The organism is Hyphomicrobium sp. (genome assembly GCF_047600905.1).
Classification (GTDB): domain Bacteria; phylum Pseudomonadota; class Alphaproteobacteria; order Rhizobiales; family Hyphomicrobiaceae; genus Hyphomicrobium_B.
Genome location: NZ_JASGKD010000001.1, coordinates 3,465,909 through 3,482,875, shown reverse-complemented (window position 1 = coordinate 3,482,875; position 16,967 = coordinate 3,465,909). Strand labels below are relative to the sequence as shown.

Below are 16,967 nucleotides of genomic sequence, written 5' to 3'. Positions count from 1 at the left end.
CGCGCTGATCCTCGCGCGACGACACTTCAACGTCATCCCGGCGCGCGTCGGGCGAGGGGGAGTTCATTTGCGAGCGGAGGTGTTCGACCAGTCACCCTGACCCTCTCCCCAAGGGGAGAGGGAACAAGTGAGATCAAGCCGCGGCTTTGATCGGCCAGCCGTTGATCGTCAGCGCGCCGTCGCGCACCGACACCGTCACCGTATCGCCGTCCTTGACGCCGCCCGCGAGGATCTGCTCGGCAAGCGGATCCTGCACATTGCGCTGGATCACGCGCTTCAAAGGCCGCGCGCCATACGCCGGATCGTAGCCGCGGTTCGCGAGCCACGTCTTCGCCTGCTCGTCGAGCTCGATCTTGATCTTGCGATCCGCGAGCAACTTCTGCAAACGCCCGACCTGGATATCGACGATCTTCGTCATGTCCGCGCGCTGCAGGCGGTGGAACAGGATGATGTCGTCGAGACGGTTGAGGAACTCGGGCCGGAAGCGCTGCCGCACCTCCGCCATCACTTCCTCGCGCACGGCTTCCGTTTCCTCGCCTTCCTTCTGCTCGACGAGGTACTGCGCGCCGATGTTCGACGTCAGCACGATCAGCGTGTTCTTGAAGTCGACCGTGCGGCCCTGGCCGTCCGTCAGCCGCCCGTCGTCGAGCACCTGCAGGAGCACGTTGAAGACGTCCGGATGCGCCTTCTCGATCTCATCGAACAGGATGATCTGATACGGACGCCGGCGAACGGCTTCCGTCAGCACGCCGCCTTCCTCGTAGCCGACATAGCCCGGAGGCGCACCGATCAATCGCGCGACCGAGTGCTTCTCCATGAACTCCGACATGTCGATGCGGATCAGCGCCGTGTCGTCGTCGAACAGATAGCCCGCGAGCGCCTTCGTCAGCTCAGTTTTGCCGACGCCGGTGGGACCTAAGAACATGAACGAGCCGATCGGCCGGTTCGGGTCTTGCAGCCCAGCGCGCGCACGCCGCACGGCGGTCGAAACGGCGATGACCGCTTCCTTCTGGCCGATGACGCGCTTCGACAAGGCGTCTTCCATCTTGAGAAGCTTGTCGCGCTCGCCTTCGAGCATCTTGTCGACCGGCACGCCCGTCCAGCGCGACACCACCGCCGCGATCTGATCCGGCGTCACGGCTTCCTCGACGAGAGCGCCCTTGCCTTCCTGGCTTTCGACCTCGGCGAGTTTCTTTTCAAGCTCGGGGATCTTGCCATAGCGTAGTTCACCCGCACGCGCGAGATCGCCCTTGCGCTGCGCCTGCTCGAGCGCGTTGCGCAGGCTGTCGAGTTCTTCCTTGAGCTTCGTCGCCGAGCCGAGCTTCTGCTTCTCGGCCTGCCAGCGCGCCGTCATCGCCTCGGATTTCTCCTTGAGGTCGGCAATCGACTTCTCGAGCCGCGCTAACCGATCCTTCGACGCCGCGTCGGTTTCCTTTTTCAACGCTTCGCGCTCGATCATCATCTGCATCAGATCGCGGTCGATCGCGTCGAGTTCTTCGGGCTTGGAGTCGACTTGCATGCGCAGGCGCGACGCCGCCTCGTCGACAAGGTCGATCGCCTTGTCGGGCAGGAAGCGGTCGGTGATGTAGCGGTTGGACAGCGTCGCCGCCGACACCAGCGCGCTATCGGTGATGCGCACGCCGTGATGCAGCTCGTACTTCTCTTTCAAGCCGCGCAGGATCGAGATCGTGTCTTCGACCGTCGGTTCGGTGACGAAGATCGGCTGGAACCGGCGAGCCAGCGCCGCGTCCTTCTCGATGTGCTTGCGGTATTCATCGAGCGTGGTGGCGCCGACGCAGTGAAGCTCGCCGCGCGCCAGCGCAGGTTTCAAGAGGTTTCCCGCATCCATCGAGCCTTCGGTCTTACCGGCGCCGACGATGGTGTGCAGTTCGTCGATGAACAGGATGATGTCGCCCTCGGCCTCGACCTCGGAGAGCACGGCTTTCAGCCGTTCCTCGAACTCGCCGCGATACTTCGCACCGGCGATGAGCGCGCCCATGTCGAGCGACAAAAGCTTCTTGTGCTTCAGGCTTTCCGGCACGTCGCCCTTGACGATGCGCAGCGCCAAGCCTTCCGCGATCGCCGTCTTGCCGACGCCCGGCTCACCGATCAGCACAGGATTGTTCTTCGTCCGCCGCGACAGCACCTGAATGGTGCGGCGGATTTCCTCGTCACGGCCGATGACCGGATCGAGCTTGCCGGACCCGGCCGCTTCCGTTAGATCGCGCGCATATTTCTTCAGCGCGTCATACGCCTGCTCGGCGTTGGCGCTGTCGGCCGTGCGGCCCTTGCGGATGTCGTTGATGGCGGCGTTGATCTTGTCGGCGGTGACGCCCGCGTCACGCAGGATTTTGCCGGCGTCCGTCGAAGTGTCGAGCGCCAGAGCCAGCAGCAGCCGCTCGGCGGTGACGAACTTGTCGCTCGCCTTGTCGGCAAGTTTCTCGACGGCGTCGAACAGCCGCGCAAGTTCCGGCGAGACATAGACCTGTCCCGATCCGCCGGTAACCTTCGGCTTTTTCGCCAGGCTCGCCTCGACGGCACGCAGCGCGGCGCGCGAATCTCCGCCCGCCTTTTGAATAAGCCCGCTCGCCAGACCTTCCGGGTCATCAAGCAGGATTTTCAGTAGGTGATCGGGGGTGACCTGTTGCTGGTTTTCTCTCAGTGCCAGCGATTGGGCCGATTGGATGAAGCCCTTGGCGCGGTCGGTATATCGTTCGAAATTCATGTCGCGTCCTCCAGCACATTCCTCACCGTCCATAAGGCCCGGTCAGAATGCCATGCGATTTGATTTTTATCATCTGAACACAGCCAAAGACCCGATGGCCGGCATCCCCGTGCGTCCGTACGACGTTGGGGATATAGGGTCGGGCGCCGCCTGAAAAAGAGGCAAAGGCAACCAAACGCGGAGAAAATTCGCGACATCGGCAGACCCGGAAAAAGGGACGATCCGGGTGCTTTAGACGGCCCCGGTTAAGGGATTGCCGCCGGAACCTCTTCAAAGCCTGGAATTAACGCCATTCCGCTCGAAAAGGTCCGTGCCTTGCGGACGGCTCTCGGGACGAAAGCGCAAGGCGCAAATAAAAAAGAGCCCGAAATCGGGCTCTTTTCTTATTCGCTGTCTTCGTTTGCCGCTGGCGGCACGGCGGGCGCTGGAGCCTCCTCGCGCCGAGGCCGACGAACCGGACGCCGCAGAAATGCCGGCTGCTCCTGCTGCTCGGCAGGTTCCGGCGCCGCGACCTGTTGGACCGGCCGCTCACGCTCGACAGGCGGCGGAGCAGAAGCGACCGACGGCGCGAAGCCGCCGTTGGCGTGCTCGCGATCGGCGCCGTTTCCGTTGCCGTTCGGATTGCCGCCGTTGGGGCCTTGATAGCGTTCGCGCCTGCGATAGCCGCCTTCGGCCTGATGACCTTCGCCGTTGCCGCCGTTGTTGTGCGGCCGGCGGTCGTCGCGATAGCGACCTTCGCCGCCGTTGCGCTGCTCGTAGCGATCCTGACGATCACCGCGGTCGTTGCGATCACCGCGAAAATCCTGCCGGTCGCCCCGGTCGCCGCGCTCACCACGATCGTGGCGATTGTTGTTATAGCGGTCGTGCCGCTGACGATTGTCGTAGCGGTTCTGATTGTCGAAGTTCCGCGGCTGCTGTTGCTGGAACGGCTGCTGCGGCAGATCCGGCTGGCCGCCCTGACCGGCGACCTGCGGCTGCTGACCGGCGCCGAACTCGTCGCCCTCGTCTTCTCCGAACTCGTCGCTATCGACACCTTCGGGACCGGCAAGCGAATGCGTCCGCGCCGCGCCGTTGCCCATCGGGTCCATGCCGCCCTGCTGAACCATCTGCTCGCGATAGCCCAGGATGATGCGGTTGTAGTGCTCCGCGTGCTGCAGATAGTTCTCAGCCAGCACCGGGTCACCCGAGGACAGCGCATCGCGCGCAAGGCTGATGTACTTTTCCGCAATGTGCGAGGGGGTGCCGCGAATTTTGACGTCGGGCCCCGAACTCTCGAAGCTGCGCATCAGCGGATTTTGCGATTTGCGGTTGTTGTTATTGTTTCGTCCGCGACCGCGACGGTTCTGTTGACCTTGCCTCATGGGCTCCCGTTCATGCTCGTTGGTCTTTGCCTCCGGCGCACGCCATTTTCGCGAGGCGACGCCTTGGATCTTCCGATCCAATTCAAAAGGTTGATTCTAAAGTCACCACTGTTCCAAAGGGCGAGCCCCGAGGATCCACGCCCAGGCTCTTGCCCCCACGGCCCCGGGCAAAATCGCAACAATCCCAGTCATCACGCTTGCAAGATACCAGAGCTGTTCTCAAAGGAGCTTTCCAGCACGCAATGCCGAACAGATCAGTCTCGACACTCGCCAATCGACGGACCGAAACGTCCGCGAAAGTTTGTGCTGATGGATCCGAGACGGGAAGGCTGGCTCTCTGACCGCTTCAGCGGCGATATTGGCCAAGCACAACCGATCAAACTTTTTCACTGCCGATATTACCCTGGAAACGCCAATCCGCAAATAGAAATGATCGCTTAGGCTAAAGATGTATCTCCAGCGCAACAGCCCGTGTGTGGCCGCCCAGATCCCGTCGCGCCTTCAGAAAATGGGCGCCGGAATTTGAGAAAATCTTTACGACGTCATCAGCCTGCGTGGCGCCGACTTCGAAGACCAGAAGCACGGAAGACCGCTGCAATTCCACGATATTTTGCGCGATCTCACGGTAAACGCTGAGGCCGTCTGCGCCTCCGTCCAAAGCCTCGAGCGGATCAAAATCCCTAACAGACCGCTCAAGACCACCGATCTCTCCTGTGGATATATAGGGCGGATTCGAAATCACAAGGTCGAACGGCCTAGTGCAACCGTCGAGACCCGTTGTCGCAACGAACTCGACCCTGTCGGCGACCCCGATGGCTTCGGCATTCCGGCGGGCGACGTCGAGAGCCGCTTTGCTGATGTCCGTGGCAATGCCCCGGGCGTTGGGCAGCTCGGCGAGCAGCGTCACGATCAGGATTCCCGAACCCGTTCCGATATCGGCAATCGACAGCGCTTCATCCGAAAGCCCACGCGCCTCGATGAGGTCAAGCGCCAGTTCGACGGCCGCTTCCGTATCGGGCCGCGGATCGAGAACGTCAGGCGTCACGATGAAGTCGCGGCCATAGAATGCGCGACGGCCGAGGATGCGCGAAATCGGTTCATGCGACACCCGACGCCGAACGGCCTCGCTGAGACGGCCGGCATCCTCCCCCACCGGCCGATCCGAACGCGCCAGCACGTCAGCGCCGTCGAGACCGAGAATGCCCTGCAGCAGAAAGCGCGCGTCGCGCGACGGCGCCTCGATCCCCGCCTCGCCGAGCGTTCGCGTCAGAAGCGTCAATGCCTCTGCGATCGTCGTATCCGGTCGGATATCCACTCGCATCGGCACATCGCCCGCGTGCGCGCTCGCCATCATCACGCGGCGCTGAGTTCGGCGAGCATCGTCGCCTGGTGATCGGTAATGAGCGCGTCGATCAGCGTGTCGAGCCCGGGCCCCGCGAGAACCTCTTCGAGATTGTAGAGGGTGAGATTGATGCGATGGTCCGTCACGCGGCCCTGCGGGAAGTTGTACGTCCGGATGCGCTGCGAGCGATCGCCCGATCCGACCTGCGATTTTCGCGCGTCGGACCGCTCCGTCGCGGCCCTTTCCCGTTCCAATTCATAAATGCGCGACTTCAGCACCGCCATGGCGAGGCGTCGGTTCTGATGCTGCGATTTTTCCGCCGACACGACGACGATTCCAGTCGGCAAATGCGTCATCCGCACCGCGCTGTCCGTCTTGTTGACGTGCTGACCGCCCGCGCCGCCGGCACGCATCGTGTCGATGCGGATATCCTCGGGCTTGATGTCGATATCGATGTCTTCGGCTTCCGGAAGCACGGCAACGGTGGCGGCAGACGTATGTATCCGCCCGCTCGCTTCCGTCGCCGGAACGCGCTGCACCCGGTGCACGCCCGACTCGAACTTCAGCCGCGCGAATACGCCCGAGCCCGTGATCGACGCGATGATTTCCTTGTAGCCGCCAAGATCGTTTTCGGATGCCGAGATGATCTCGGTCTTCCAGCCCCTGAGATCGGCATAGCGCGTGTACATGCGGAAAAGATCGGCTGCAAACAGCGCCGCTTCGTCTCCGCCTGTCCCGGCGCGGACTTCCAGGATCGCGCTTTTCTCGTCCGCCGCGTCCTTCGGCAGGAGCGCGATGCGGAGCTGCTGCTGCAGGTCCTCGATCCGCTCGGCCAACGACGCGCGCTCGGCGTAGGCGAGATCGACCATTTCCTTGTCCGCACCCGGGTCGCGGATCATCTGTTCGAGATCAGCACTTTCCGCTTCGGCTTTGCGCAGCGCGTTGATCTGCGCCACGACAGGGCTGAGTTCGGAAAATTCCTTCGACAGCTTGACGAATTCGGCCTGCGGCACGCCATGATTCATGAGGTCCTGGATGGCCAGGAACCGTTCGGAAAGGCGGTCGAGTTTATCGCGCGGTAGTGCTGACATGTGTCCGATGGGCTTGAATGGCGGGCCGCGAGCCAGGCGGCCGGGAAGGCGGCGAGAGCGCTACGTAAGCTTCGCGGCGCCTCAGACGGCCGTATCTAATACGAACCGCCGGTGATCTGCAATTTATCCGCCCGCCGCGTTCTGGGATCGTCGACTTCAATGTAGCGCATGCCGTCGCGCACGGGCCCGTAATGCTCCTGAACGTAGGAGCTGACCCACTGCACGGCCTTGCCGAACGGCTCGGAAACCGTCGCCAGTATCGACGAATGCATCGTGACGACCAGCAGCCCGAGCGGCAGCGAAAGGGCATAAAGCGCCCGTTGCGGCCGCTGGCGCACCTGATTGAGGGCCTGTTGCGGCAGCCGCCGCGCGCCGCTGGCTATGACCGAACCCGCCTTGAGCAGGTTCCGGCTCGAAACCGCGAGCCCCGAGCGCGCGATATCGGTCTCCGTTTCGGCAAATTCGACAGGCCGCGGCAGTCTCGCCGGCGGCAGGGCTCGCTGGGCCTGAGCCACGACTGGATAGGGCTGCGCCGGATATGCCTGCGGCCGACCGGAATTGTGAGGCACGGGGTTGTATGCCAATTGCGACGGCGGCATCGATGGCCGCTGGACAGGCCGCCGCGGTGGCGCTGCCCGCACCGAAAGCTGCGTGAAAAGCGTGCCGATGGCATTGAGCACCGGTCGCCCGTTGACGCCCGCCATGGCCGTATAGGTCATGATGATTGCCGAGATTTCCGCCCATTCCGGCAGGTATTCAACCTGCCCCGTCTCGAGCGCTTCGATGACTTCCGCCCGCACCGACAGATAATGCGCCGCCTGCGGCACGGTGAGCCGCAATGCCTGCCTCAAATCGATGAAAAACTGCGCAATCAGCGCTCGGCTTTCCGCCTGAGCTTGGCCCGATGCCACCGGCACCGGCAAACCGGAGCGGCTATGGCCCTGCCGCTCGTGCCCATGACTTCCAACCGAAACGTTCCGCCCAACGCCTCGACTTATACCCTCTAAACCGGCAACACGCGCCGGCCCCCAACGTTAAGCATACTGTTGGCTAAAAATCGTTGTTTGTCAAAGGCTCCGTTCTGAACGCCCGCCACTCGTTAACCATCGATGGCGACGTGCTCTTTTTCTGCGAACTGCTCCAAGGACATGCGCACGTCTTTCGCACCCTCTTTCAAAAGATTGTCGACGAACGACTTCACCTTCGCGGAGTCGAGCGACAGCACCATCGACTTGATCGGACCGATCGAGGCCGGCGCCATCGACAGCGACCGGAAGCCGAGCGCGATCAGCGTCATGGCTTCGAGCGGGCTGCCCGCCATCTCGCCGCACAGCGTCACCGGCACGTCCCGGGCATTGGCCGCCTCGATCAGCGTTTTCAGCGCTCTGAGCGGCGCCGGCGCCAGAACATCGAAACGGCTCGCAACACGCGCATTCGTCCGGTCGGCGGCGAACAGGAACTGCATCAGGTCGTTCGAACCGACCGACACGAAATCGACCCGCGACAGAAACCCATCGAGTTCAAACAGCAGCGCCGGAACCTCGAACATCGCGCCGACGAGAACGTTGAAGGGCAGCGGATGCCCATGCTCGGTCAAAAATGCCTTTTCCCGCTCGATCAGCGCCCTGATTGCACCAAGCTCGTAGGCTGCCGAAACCATCGGGATCATGACGCGAAGCTCGCGCCCGGCCGCAGCCTTGAGCAGCGCCCGCATCTGCAGCCGGAAAAGCTCGGGGCGGTCGAGCGCCATGCGGATCGCGCGCCAGCCCATCGCCGGATTTTCTTCCTTCGGCTGGCGAAGGTAGGGGAGAACCTTGTCGCCGCCGATATCGAGGGTGCGGAACACGACCGGCCTGCCGCGAGCCTCATCGATGACGGACTTGTAGAGCTGCGTCTGCCGGTCGAGGCGCGGGAACGCCTCCGACAGCATGAACTGCAATTCGGTGCGATAAAGCCCGATGCCGTCGGCGCCCGACTCTTCGAGATGCGGCAGGTCGACCAAGAGGCCCGCATTCATCATCAGCGCGATCTTGACGCCGTCCTTCGTGATCGCCGGCCGGTCGCGCAACGACTGATAGCGCTTTTGCCGCCGCGCTCGAAAACGCACCTTGTCGGAATAGGCCGAGATCAGCTCACCGGTCGGACGAAGATGAACCTCACCCGTCACCGCATCGACGATAGCGGCATCTCCTGCCGAAACCCGATCGACGATGCCGGCCGCCTGCCCGATCGCCGCGATACCGAGCGCCTTGGCGACAACGGCAACATGGCTCTGGCTCGACCCATCCTCGACCACAAGACCGCGAAGCCGCGAGCGGTCGTAATCGAGCAGTTCCGCCGGCCCCATCGTCCGCGCCACCAGGATCGTGTCGGGCGGCAACCCGCCGTCGTCCTCGGAACTCTTTAGCCGTCCGGCAAGCACGCGCAGCAGCCGATCCGAGAGATCGTCGAGATCGCGCTGACGCTCGCGCCAATAGGTGTCGTGCTGGCGCAGCATGCGCGTCCGCATCGCGTTCTGTACACGCTCGACCGCGGCTTCGGCCGTCAAACCGCCTTCGACCGCTTCGCGAAGGCGCCGGTGCCAACCCTTGTCGTGCGCGAACATCCGGTAGGCTTCGAGCACGTCCCTGTGTTCGCCGATGTTCGAAAGATGCTCGTGATCGAACATCTCGTCGATGTTGGCCTGAAGCTTTTCGAGCGCCAGCGACAGCCGCTCCAGTTCGAGCGCCGGATTTTCGGCCATCAGCTGCGTGACGACGATCCTCGGCTCGTGCAGCACCACATGCCCGAGCGCGATGCCGTCCGAAAGCGGCTCGCCTTCGATCAGCAGCGGCTGCGAGCGCGACGCTTCGATCGCCGCTACCGTTCCCGCAACCGCGCCCGAGACCAGGTTTTCCGCGATTACCATCGCGGTCGCCTGCATCACTTCGACGTCCTCGTCGGAATATTCGCGCGGCGTCCGGTTTTGAATGACGAGCACGCCGAGCACCTGCCCCGACCGCGCGATCGGCACCGCCAGCAGCGAATGATAGATTTCTTCGCCCGTCTCCGGCCGATACGAGAACGCCGGATGGCTCGATGCTTCCGGCTCGTTGACCGTCACGCCAAGTTCCGCCGCTCGCCCGACAAGGCCTTCGCCGCGCTTGAGCCGTGTCGAGTGCACCGCGCTCGGATTGAGGCCTTCCGACGCGAACAATTCCAGCGACCCATCCTGCCGCTTCAGATAGATCGAGCAGACTTCGGCGACCATGACGCCGGAAATCTGCCGGACGATGCGATCGAGCTTATCCTGCCCCTCGCCGTCGTCGGCCATGATCTCGCGCAGATGGCGCATGATGACCCGGAGCGAGGTCTCGCTCGGTAAGGGTCTTGGATCTTCGCGCCGCACCATCTTTCTCTGCCCATCGTCCTTGCCGGTAGCACCACCGGCAGTTCGCACTTTAGTCACAAAGAGACGGGGCTGGTAAGAGCGCCGCCGTCTCTAGTCGTTGTCGAGCCCATAGGCTGAATGAAGCGCGCGCACCGCAAGTTCGGCATAGGCCGCATCGATCAACACGCTGACCTTGATTTCCGACGTCGAAATCGCGTGAATGTTGATGCCTTTTTCCGACAGCGTCTTGAACATTTGCGCCGCAACACCGGCATGGCTGCGCATGCCGACGCCGATCACCGAAATCTTCACGACGTCGGCCGAGCTTTTGACGTCGACATGCCCGATCTCGGACTTCGCCTTTTTCAGCACATCGAGCGTGCGCGGAAGCTCGGCCGCTTGGACCGTGAAGGTCATGTCGGTGTGCTTGCCGTCGGCCGTGACGTTCTGCACGATCATGTCGACGTTGATGTTGGCGTCCGCCAGCGGTCCGAAGATCCGCGCCGCGATGCCCGGCTTGTCGTCGACATTGAGAAGCGTCACCTTCGCTTCGTCCTTCGCATAGGCGATGCCGCTTACGACCTGCTGTTCCACGATCTCATCCTCGTCGCATACGATGGTGCCGATATTCTCGATGTCGTCGGCTTTGAAAGGCTTCATGGCATCCGGCGCGACAAAGCTCGACAGAACCCGAGTTTTGACTTTGTAGACCATCGCCAGCTCGACCGAGCGCGTCTGCAGGACCTTCGATCCAAGCGACGCCATCTCGAGCATCTCTTCATAGGAAATCTTGGCCAACCGTTTCGCCTTCGGCACGATCCGAGGGTCGGTCGTGTAGACGCCGTCGACGTCGGTATAGATGTCGCAGACATCGGCTTCGAGCGCGATCGCAATCGCAACCGCGCTTGTGTCCGAGCCCCCACGGCCGAGAGTCGCAATGCGGTTTTCGATCGGCTCGATGCCCTGAAAGCCGGTGACGACGGCGATCTCGCCGCCCTCGATCCGCTTTTTGATCTCGGCTCCGGGAATGTCGAGGATTCGCGCTGCGCCATGAGCGGCGTCGGTTTTCACCGGGATCTGCCACCCCGTCCACGAACGCGCCCTGAGGCCCATGGCCTGCAGCGTGATCGCCAGCAGACCGGCGGTCACCTGCTCACCCGTGGCGACGACTGCGTCATACTCGCGCGCATCGTAAAGGGGCGAAGCCTCCTTCACCCAGGCGACCAGCTGATTGGTTACCCCTGCCATCGCCGACACCACGACCGCGACCTTGTTGCCGGCGTCGACTTCGCGCTTCACGTGCCGGGCAACGTTCTGGATGCGCTCGATGTTGGCGACCGACGTGCCGCCAAATTTCATGACTACGGTCGCCATTCTCGAAGCGCTTTCTGTGCCTATGCAAGCCCGCTCGGCCCCGGTCCTGAGCCCTGCGAACATTAAGATTTGGATTGAGTCCGGCGCTTCTTAGCGGCTCACGCGCCCCCCCGCAACAGCCGAAAATCGACGCTTAACGGACAATCGCTTGACAAGATGAGCGCCGGGTTGACGTGTAGGGCCGACGACGGAGAAAAGAATGACCGCAACGCAACAAGTCGGCGCCGGCGAACGCACGCTCGATACCGAAGAGGTCGAGCGCTTTTCGCGGCTGGCGTCCGAGTGGTGGAACCCGAGGGGCAAGTTTCGCCCCCTGCATCAAATCGGTCCGCCGCGGCTGTCCTTCATCCGCGACGCCGCCGTCGCGCAGTTCGGCCGCGACCCGAAGGCGCTGCGTCCCCTGTCCGGTCTGACGGCCGTCGATATCGGCTGCGGTGGCGGCCTCGTATCCGAACCGCTCGCGCGCATGGGCGCCACCGTCACGGCCATCGACCCGTCTGAAAAAAATATCGCCATCGCCAAGACCCACGCCGAAGGCCAGAACCTCACGATCGGCTATCGCGCCGCGCGTGTCGAGGATCTGGTCGCGGAAGGACGCACGTTCGACATCGTTGCCTGCCTCGAAGTTGTAGAGCACGTGCCGGACCCCGCGAAGTTCGTTGCCGAATGCGCAAGCCTCGTCGCGCCGGGCGGCATCGCGATCTTCTCCACCCTCAATCGCACGCTTAAGGCATGGGCACTTGCTATCGTCGGTGCCGAGTACGTGCTCGGCTGGCTGCCGCGCGGCACGCATCAGTGGGAGCGCTTCATCACGCCCGACGAACTCTCAGGCTACGCCAAAGCAGCAGGCCTGGATGATGTTCGTTTCGAAGGCATCACGTATAATCCGCTGCAGGACGTCTGGTCGCGAAACCCGGATACCGACGTCAACTACCTGATGTCGGCAAGAAAAGCGAAAGCGGTCTGAATGACCTCAGCGACGTGAAAAGATAGAGGGGGAAGGGTGCGATGTTTCCGATCGGCGACGACAACTCGCAAGTGCGCATCACGCCTATCGTCACGACGGCACTCATCATCGCCAACGTCCTTTTCTTTTTTATCGAAATGAACGGCGGCGACGCCTTCATTCAGAAGTGGTCGTTCATCCCGAGCCGCTTCACGCAAGATCCGGCATCATCCTGGCCGACAATTTTCACCGCCATGTTCATGCACGGCGGCTGGATGCACCTCTTCGGCAACATGCTCTATCTCTACATCTTCGGCGATAACGTCGAAGAGAGCTTCGGGCACGTCAAATTCCTGATCTTCTATCTCGTTGCCGGCATAGCGGCGACGTTCGTGCAGTACTTCTTCAATGAAGGCTCTGGTATTCCGAACCTTGGGGCCTCCGGCGCAATCGCCGGCGTGCTCGGCGCTTATATCCTTCTGTTTCCGCAGGCCCGCGTTGACGTACTCGTCGGCCGCATGGTCACGTCGATGCCCGCACTCATCGTCATCGGCTTCTGGTTCGTGCTGCAGCTTTTCAGCGGCGTCGGCTCGATCGCCGATACCCAGACGGCCGATACCGGCGGCGTCGCCTATATGGCGCACGTCGGAGGCTTCGCGGCGGGCCTCGCCATCGCGCTTCTGTTCAAAGGCCTGAGCCGCCCGTCGCGAACGATCTGATCACGCCTTTAGGGCTGCGCCGCCATGCGCTGGCGCAGCGGCTTCAACACCGCGATCGCCAGCACAGCGGCGAGAATATTCATCGCCGCCGCCGTGTAGAACACGGCATGCCAGCTTCCCGTCGCCTTCGTCAGCACGCTCGAAAACGGCACGAGCAGGGCTGCTGTGCCCTTTGCCGTGTAAAGCAGACCTGCGTTCGTCGTCGCGAACTTCGAGCCGAACGTGTCGCCGCACGTCGCCGGGAACAGACTGTAGATCTCGCCCCACGCGAAGAACACGAGGCCCGTCAATAGCACGAACAGGATGGGGTCATGACCAAGGTGTCCCAGCGCCAATAGGCCGACGCCTTCAATGCCGAAAGCGATGAACATCGTGAGTTCCCGCCCGATCTTGTCCGACACCCAGCCGAAGAACGGTCGCGTCACACCGTTGAGAATCCGGTCCAGAGACAGCGCGAATGTCAGCGCCGGCAGCGTGATCCCGGCGAGCGACACAGGAATATCCGCGACCTTGAAATCCTTCGCGATCGGTGCGAGCTGCGCGGTTGCCATCAGACCGCCCGCCGCCATCATCACGAACATCAGGTACATGATCCAGAACACCGGCGTCTTCAGCATCTCGGTCGGCCCGATCGAACGCTTTGAGGAAACAAGCGTCGTCCGCGCGGCGATTTGCTCTTTCGACGGCGTCTTCAGTAGGAAAGAAGCAAGGACGATCACCACGCCTTGCAGAAGCCCGAAATAGAGGAACGCAGCTTCATATCCTTCCCCCGCGATCACCTTCGAAATCGGAATGATGGTGAGCGCCGATCCCATGCCGAAGCCCGCCGCCGTCAACCCGGCCGCGAGCCCGCGACGATCCGGAAACCATTTGAGCGCGTTGCCGACGCAGGTTCCGTAAACCGCGCCCGCTCCGATGCCACCGATTGCCTGCGCAATGTAAAGCGTCGTCAGTGAAGTGGCGTAGGAGTTCACCACCCACGCGATCGCGACCATGGTGCCGCCGAACGCGACCAGCGGCCGCGGACCGAAGCGGTCTTCGAGATAGCCTTCGATCGGGATCAGCCACGTCTCCGACAGCACGAAGATGGTGAATGCCCATTGGATCGCGGCCAGCTCCCACCCGAACTTTGTCGCGATAGGATTGACGAAAAGCGTCCAACCGTATTGCAGGTTGGCGATCATCGTCATGCATAGAACACCGAGTGCAAGCTGCAGCCACCGGCCGGTCAACTGTGCCGCATGGCTTGAAGCCGGAACATGCGTCTCCGCCTCAATGGTCATCCTTGGCATCCCCTCAGGCTTGTAATTTCTTTTTGTTTCGCACTAAAAGCGCTCCAACATAAAACGTGAAAAACCACGTTCGACAAGCGCAGCTTGCAAGCGTCTGCTTTCACGGATTCTTGCTGCATCGCGATACGAAATCGAGGAAAGCGGTCGATGAAAATTTGCGTCGTCGGCGCGGGCGGTATCGGCGGCCTGTTGGCCGCCCGTTTGGCGCAGTCCGGCGAAGACGTGACCGTCGTCGCCCGCGGTCCGCATCTCGCGGCCATTCGCGCCAACGGTCTGAAGCTGATCGAAGAGGACGGGCGCGAAAGCGTCTCTCGCATTGCCGCAACCGACAAGATCGCCGAAGTTTCGAAGCAGGACCTCGTTATCCTCGGCATGAAGGCGCATCAGGTCGCAGCCGTCGTCCGCGACTTGCCCGCGATGTACGGCCCCGACACGGCTGTGCTGACCGCACAAAACGGCATCCCGTGGTGGTACTTCATGGGCATCAGCGGTCCGCATGAGAATCGCCGGCTCGAAAGCGTCGATCCCGGCGGCACGATCGCCGACAATCTTCCCGCCGACCGCGTGCTCGGCAGCGTGGTTTATCCGGCCGCCGAAATCACCGAACCCGGCGTCATCAAGCACATCGAGGGCAACCGCTTCTCGATAGCCGAAATCGATAACTCCAAAACCGAACGCGTCACCCGCGTGTCCGAAGCTTTGCAGAAAGCTGGCTTCAAGGCCCCGGTTGTCTCCGATATCCGCACCGAGATCTGGACCAAGCTTTGGGGCAACCTGAGCTTTAATCCGATCAGCGCCCTGACGCATGCGACGCTGGAAGACATCTGCAAGTTTCACCCGACCCGCGACGCCGCCGCGCGCATGATGCGCGAGGCCCAGGCCGTCGGCGAGGCGCTCGGCGTCCGCTTCCGCATTCCCCTCGAAAAACGCATTGCCGGTGCCGAGGCTGTCGGCCCACACAAGACCTCGATGCTGCAGGACGTCGAGGCGGGGCGCGCGATCGAAGCCGACGCGCTGATCGGCTCGGTCATCGAGCTTGGGCAGGTTGCGAACGTCCCGACGCCGCAGATCGAAACGGTCTACGCCCTCGTCAAACTGCTGGCTGCGACGCTGGCGCACGATCACGGCCGGCTGCGAATTGAAAAGGCCTGACGACACCTTCAGGGGCCGCGGGCACGGAGAACATGACGACAATGGCAACAAGCACGACGCTTCTCGATCTTCTGCAGGCTGGCGCCGACACGGCACCCGCGATCCGCGCATCCGGCCTCGAACCGCTGACCTATGGCGCCTTTCGCAGCCTCGTGACGCGCACGATCGACCGCCTGAACGAGTTGGGCATTGGCCGCGGCGACCGTGTCGCGATCGTGCTTCCCAACGGACCCGAAATGGCGACAGCTTTCGTGGCAGTCGCATCAGCGTCAACCGCTGCGCCGCTCAATCCCGGCTACCGCGCCGACGAGTTCGACTTCTACATGTCCGACATCAACACGAAGGCGTTGGTGGTCGAGGAAGGCAGCACGTCGCCCGCCATCGAAGTCGCGAAAAATCGCGGCATAACGCTTATTACCTTAAAGCTCGATTCCGCCGGCCGCGCAGGCTCCTTCACTCTCTCCGCTGAAACCACAGGCGCAAAGCCCGCCCACGGAGGCCCGGCAACAAGCGACGACATCGCCCTCATTCTACACACCTCAGGCACGACATCGCGCCCGAAGATCGTGCCGTTGAGCCATCGCAACGTCGCCGCATCGGCGGGCAACATCGCCGCCGCCCTGAAGCTCTCGGCCGATGACCGGGCGCTCAATATCATGCCGCTCTTTCATATCCACGGTTTGATAGCGGGCGTGCTCGCGCCGCTGTCGCGCGGTGGCTCGATCTTTTGCACTTCCGGTTTCAACGCCCTCAAATTTTTCCACGCCATGGATGAGGCCGCACCGACCTGGTACACCGGCGTCCCAACCATGCATCAGGCGATCCTGAGCCGCGCCGACCACAATCGCGAAATCATCGCGCGCCATAAGCTGCGCTTCATCCGTTCGTCGTCCTCATCGCTGCCGCCGCAGGTCCTGGCCGAACTCGAATCCGTGTTCGCCGCGCCGGTCGTCGAAGCCTACGGTATGACGGAAGCCGCTCACCAGATGGCGTCGAACCCGATCGGCGCAACAAGAAAGCCAGGCACTGTCGGCATCGCTGCTGGACCTGAAGTCGCGATCATGGATACCGAGGGGAACATGCTCTCGACCGGCGACGTCGGCGAAATCGTCATTCGCGGCCCGAACGTCACCGCCGGCTATGAGAACAATGAAAAGGCCAATGGCGAAGCCTTCACCAACGGCTGGTTCCGCACCGGCGATCAAGGCACCATCGACACCGACGGCTACATCACGATCACCGGCCGCTTGAAGGAAATCATCAACCGCGGCGGTGAGAAGGTTTCGCCGCGCGAAGTCGACGAAGTCTTGATGGATCACCCGGCCGTGCTTCAGGTCGTGACGTTCGCCATCCCGCACGACAAGCTCGGCGAGGACGTTGCCGCCGCCGTCGTCCTGCGTGAAGGCCAGCAGGCGACCGAGCGCGAACTCCGCGATTTCGCCAACGAGCACCTCGCCCACTACAAAGTGCCACGCAAGATCCTGTTGCTGCCCGAAATCCCCAAGGGCGCGACCGGCAAATTGCAGCGCATCGGCTTGGCTCAGAAGCTCGGCCTCGCCTGAACGAACGGGCGCGCAAACCAAGGACAAACAAAA

12 protein-coding genes are annotated in these 16,967 nt (G+C 62.5%); 4 read left to right on the top strand and 8 right to left on the bottom strand.

All coding sequences use genetic code 11. The features are described from left to right. Window positions 1-133: 133 nt before the first annotated feature. From clpB to QM780_RS16670, 7 genes are all read right to left on the bottom strand, one after another. Window positions 134-2,725, bottom strand: a complete 2,592-nt coding sequence (gene clpB, locus QM780_RS16700) for an ATP-dependent chaperone ClpB (protein ID WP_415071562.1) — start codon at window positions 2,723-2,725, stop codon at window positions 134-136. A 383-nt stretch (window positions 2,726-3,108) separates the two neighbouring features. Continuing rightward, window positions 3,109-4,086 (bottom strand): DUF4167 domain-containing protein, encoded by a 978-nt coding sequence (locus QM780_RS16695; protein WP_415071561.1) that lies wholly within the window; start codon window positions 4,084-4,086, stop codon window positions 3,109-3,111. A 442-nt stretch (window positions 4,087-4,528) separates the two neighbouring features. Beyond that, complete coding sequence (gene prmC / locus QM780_RS16690) at window positions 4,529-5,407, bottom strand: peptide chain release factor N(5)-glutamine methyltransferase (protein ID WP_415071560.1); 879 nt, start codon at window positions 5,405-5,407, stop codon at window positions 4,529-4,531. A gap of 32 nt (window positions 5,408-5,439) precedes the next feature. After that, the gene (gene prfA, locus QM780_RS16685) at window positions 5,440-6,519 is read right to left on the bottom strand and encodes a peptide chain release factor 1 (RefSeq protein WP_415071559.1); all 1,080 of its coding nucleotides are present in this window, start codon (window positions 6,517-6,519) and stop codon (window positions 5,440-5,442) included. 95 nt (window positions 6,520-6,614) lie between these two features. Next, complete coding sequence (locus tag QM780_RS16680) at window positions 6,615-7,436, bottom strand: helix-turn-helix domain-containing protein (protein ID WP_415071558.1); 822 nt, start codon at window positions 7,434-7,436, stop codon at window positions 6,615-6,617. A 182-nt stretch (window positions 7,437-7,618) separates the two neighbouring features. Beyond that, the gene (gene ptsP, locus QM780_RS16675) at window positions 7,619-9,910 is read right to left on the bottom strand and encodes a phosphoenolpyruvate--protein phosphotransferase (protein ID WP_415072070.1); all 2,292 of its coding nucleotides are present in this window, start codon (window positions 9,908-9,910) and stop codon (window positions 7,619-7,621) included. A gap of 90 nt (window positions 9,911-10,000) precedes the next feature. After that, window positions 10,001-11,263 (bottom strand): aspartate kinase, encoded by a 1,263-nt coding sequence (locus QM780_RS16670; protein ID WP_415071557.1) that lies wholly within the window; start codon window positions 11,261-11,263, stop codon window positions 10,001-10,003. 199 nt (window positions 11,264-11,462) lie between these two features. Here QM780_RS16670 and ubiG point away from each other — a divergent pair, with 199 nt between their 5' ends. Beyond that, complete coding sequence (gene ubiG / locus QM780_RS16665) at window positions 11,463-12,230, top strand: bifunctional 2-polyprenyl-6-hydroxyphenol methylase/3-demethylubiquinol 3-O-methyltransferase UbiG (protein WP_415071556.1); 768 nt, start codon at window positions 11,463-11,465, stop codon at window positions 12,228-12,230. 41 nt (window positions 12,231-12,271) lie between these two features. Further along, window positions 12,272-12,928 carry a rhomboid family intramembrane serine protease gene (locus QM780_RS16660; RefSeq protein WP_415071555.1) on the top strand — a complete coding sequence of 219 codons (657 nt, stop codon included), beginning with the start codon at window positions 12,272-12,274 and terminating at the stop codon, window positions 12,926-12,928. 8 nt (window positions 12,929-12,936) lie between these two features. On the opposite strand, the gene oxlT is transcribed toward QM780_RS16660, so the two are convergent. Further along, window positions 12,937-14,211, bottom strand: coding sequence for an oxalate/formate MFS antiporter (gene oxlT, locus QM780_RS16655; RefSeq protein WP_415071554.1), 1,275 nt, complete (start codon window positions 14,209-14,211; stop codon window positions 12,937-12,939). 156 nt (window positions 14,212-14,367) lie between these two features. Here oxlT and QM780_RS16650 point away from each other — a divergent pair, with 156 nt between their 5' ends. Together QM780_RS16650 and QM780_RS16645 are read left to right on the top strand one after the other, a co-directional pair. After that, window positions 14,368-15,372 carry a ketopantoate reductase family protein gene (locus tag QM780_RS16650; protein ID WP_415071553.1) on the top strand — a complete coding sequence of 335 codons (1,005 nt, stop codon included), beginning with the start codon at window positions 14,368-14,370 and terminating at the stop codon, window positions 15,370-15,372. Between the two features lie 32 nt (window positions 15,373-15,404). Further along, window positions 15,405-16,934, top strand: a complete 1,530-nt coding sequence (locus tag QM780_RS16645) for an acyl--CoA ligase (protein WP_415071552.1) — start codon at window positions 15,405-15,407, stop codon at window positions 16,932-16,934. Window positions 16,935-16,967: the final 33 nt, after the last annotated feature.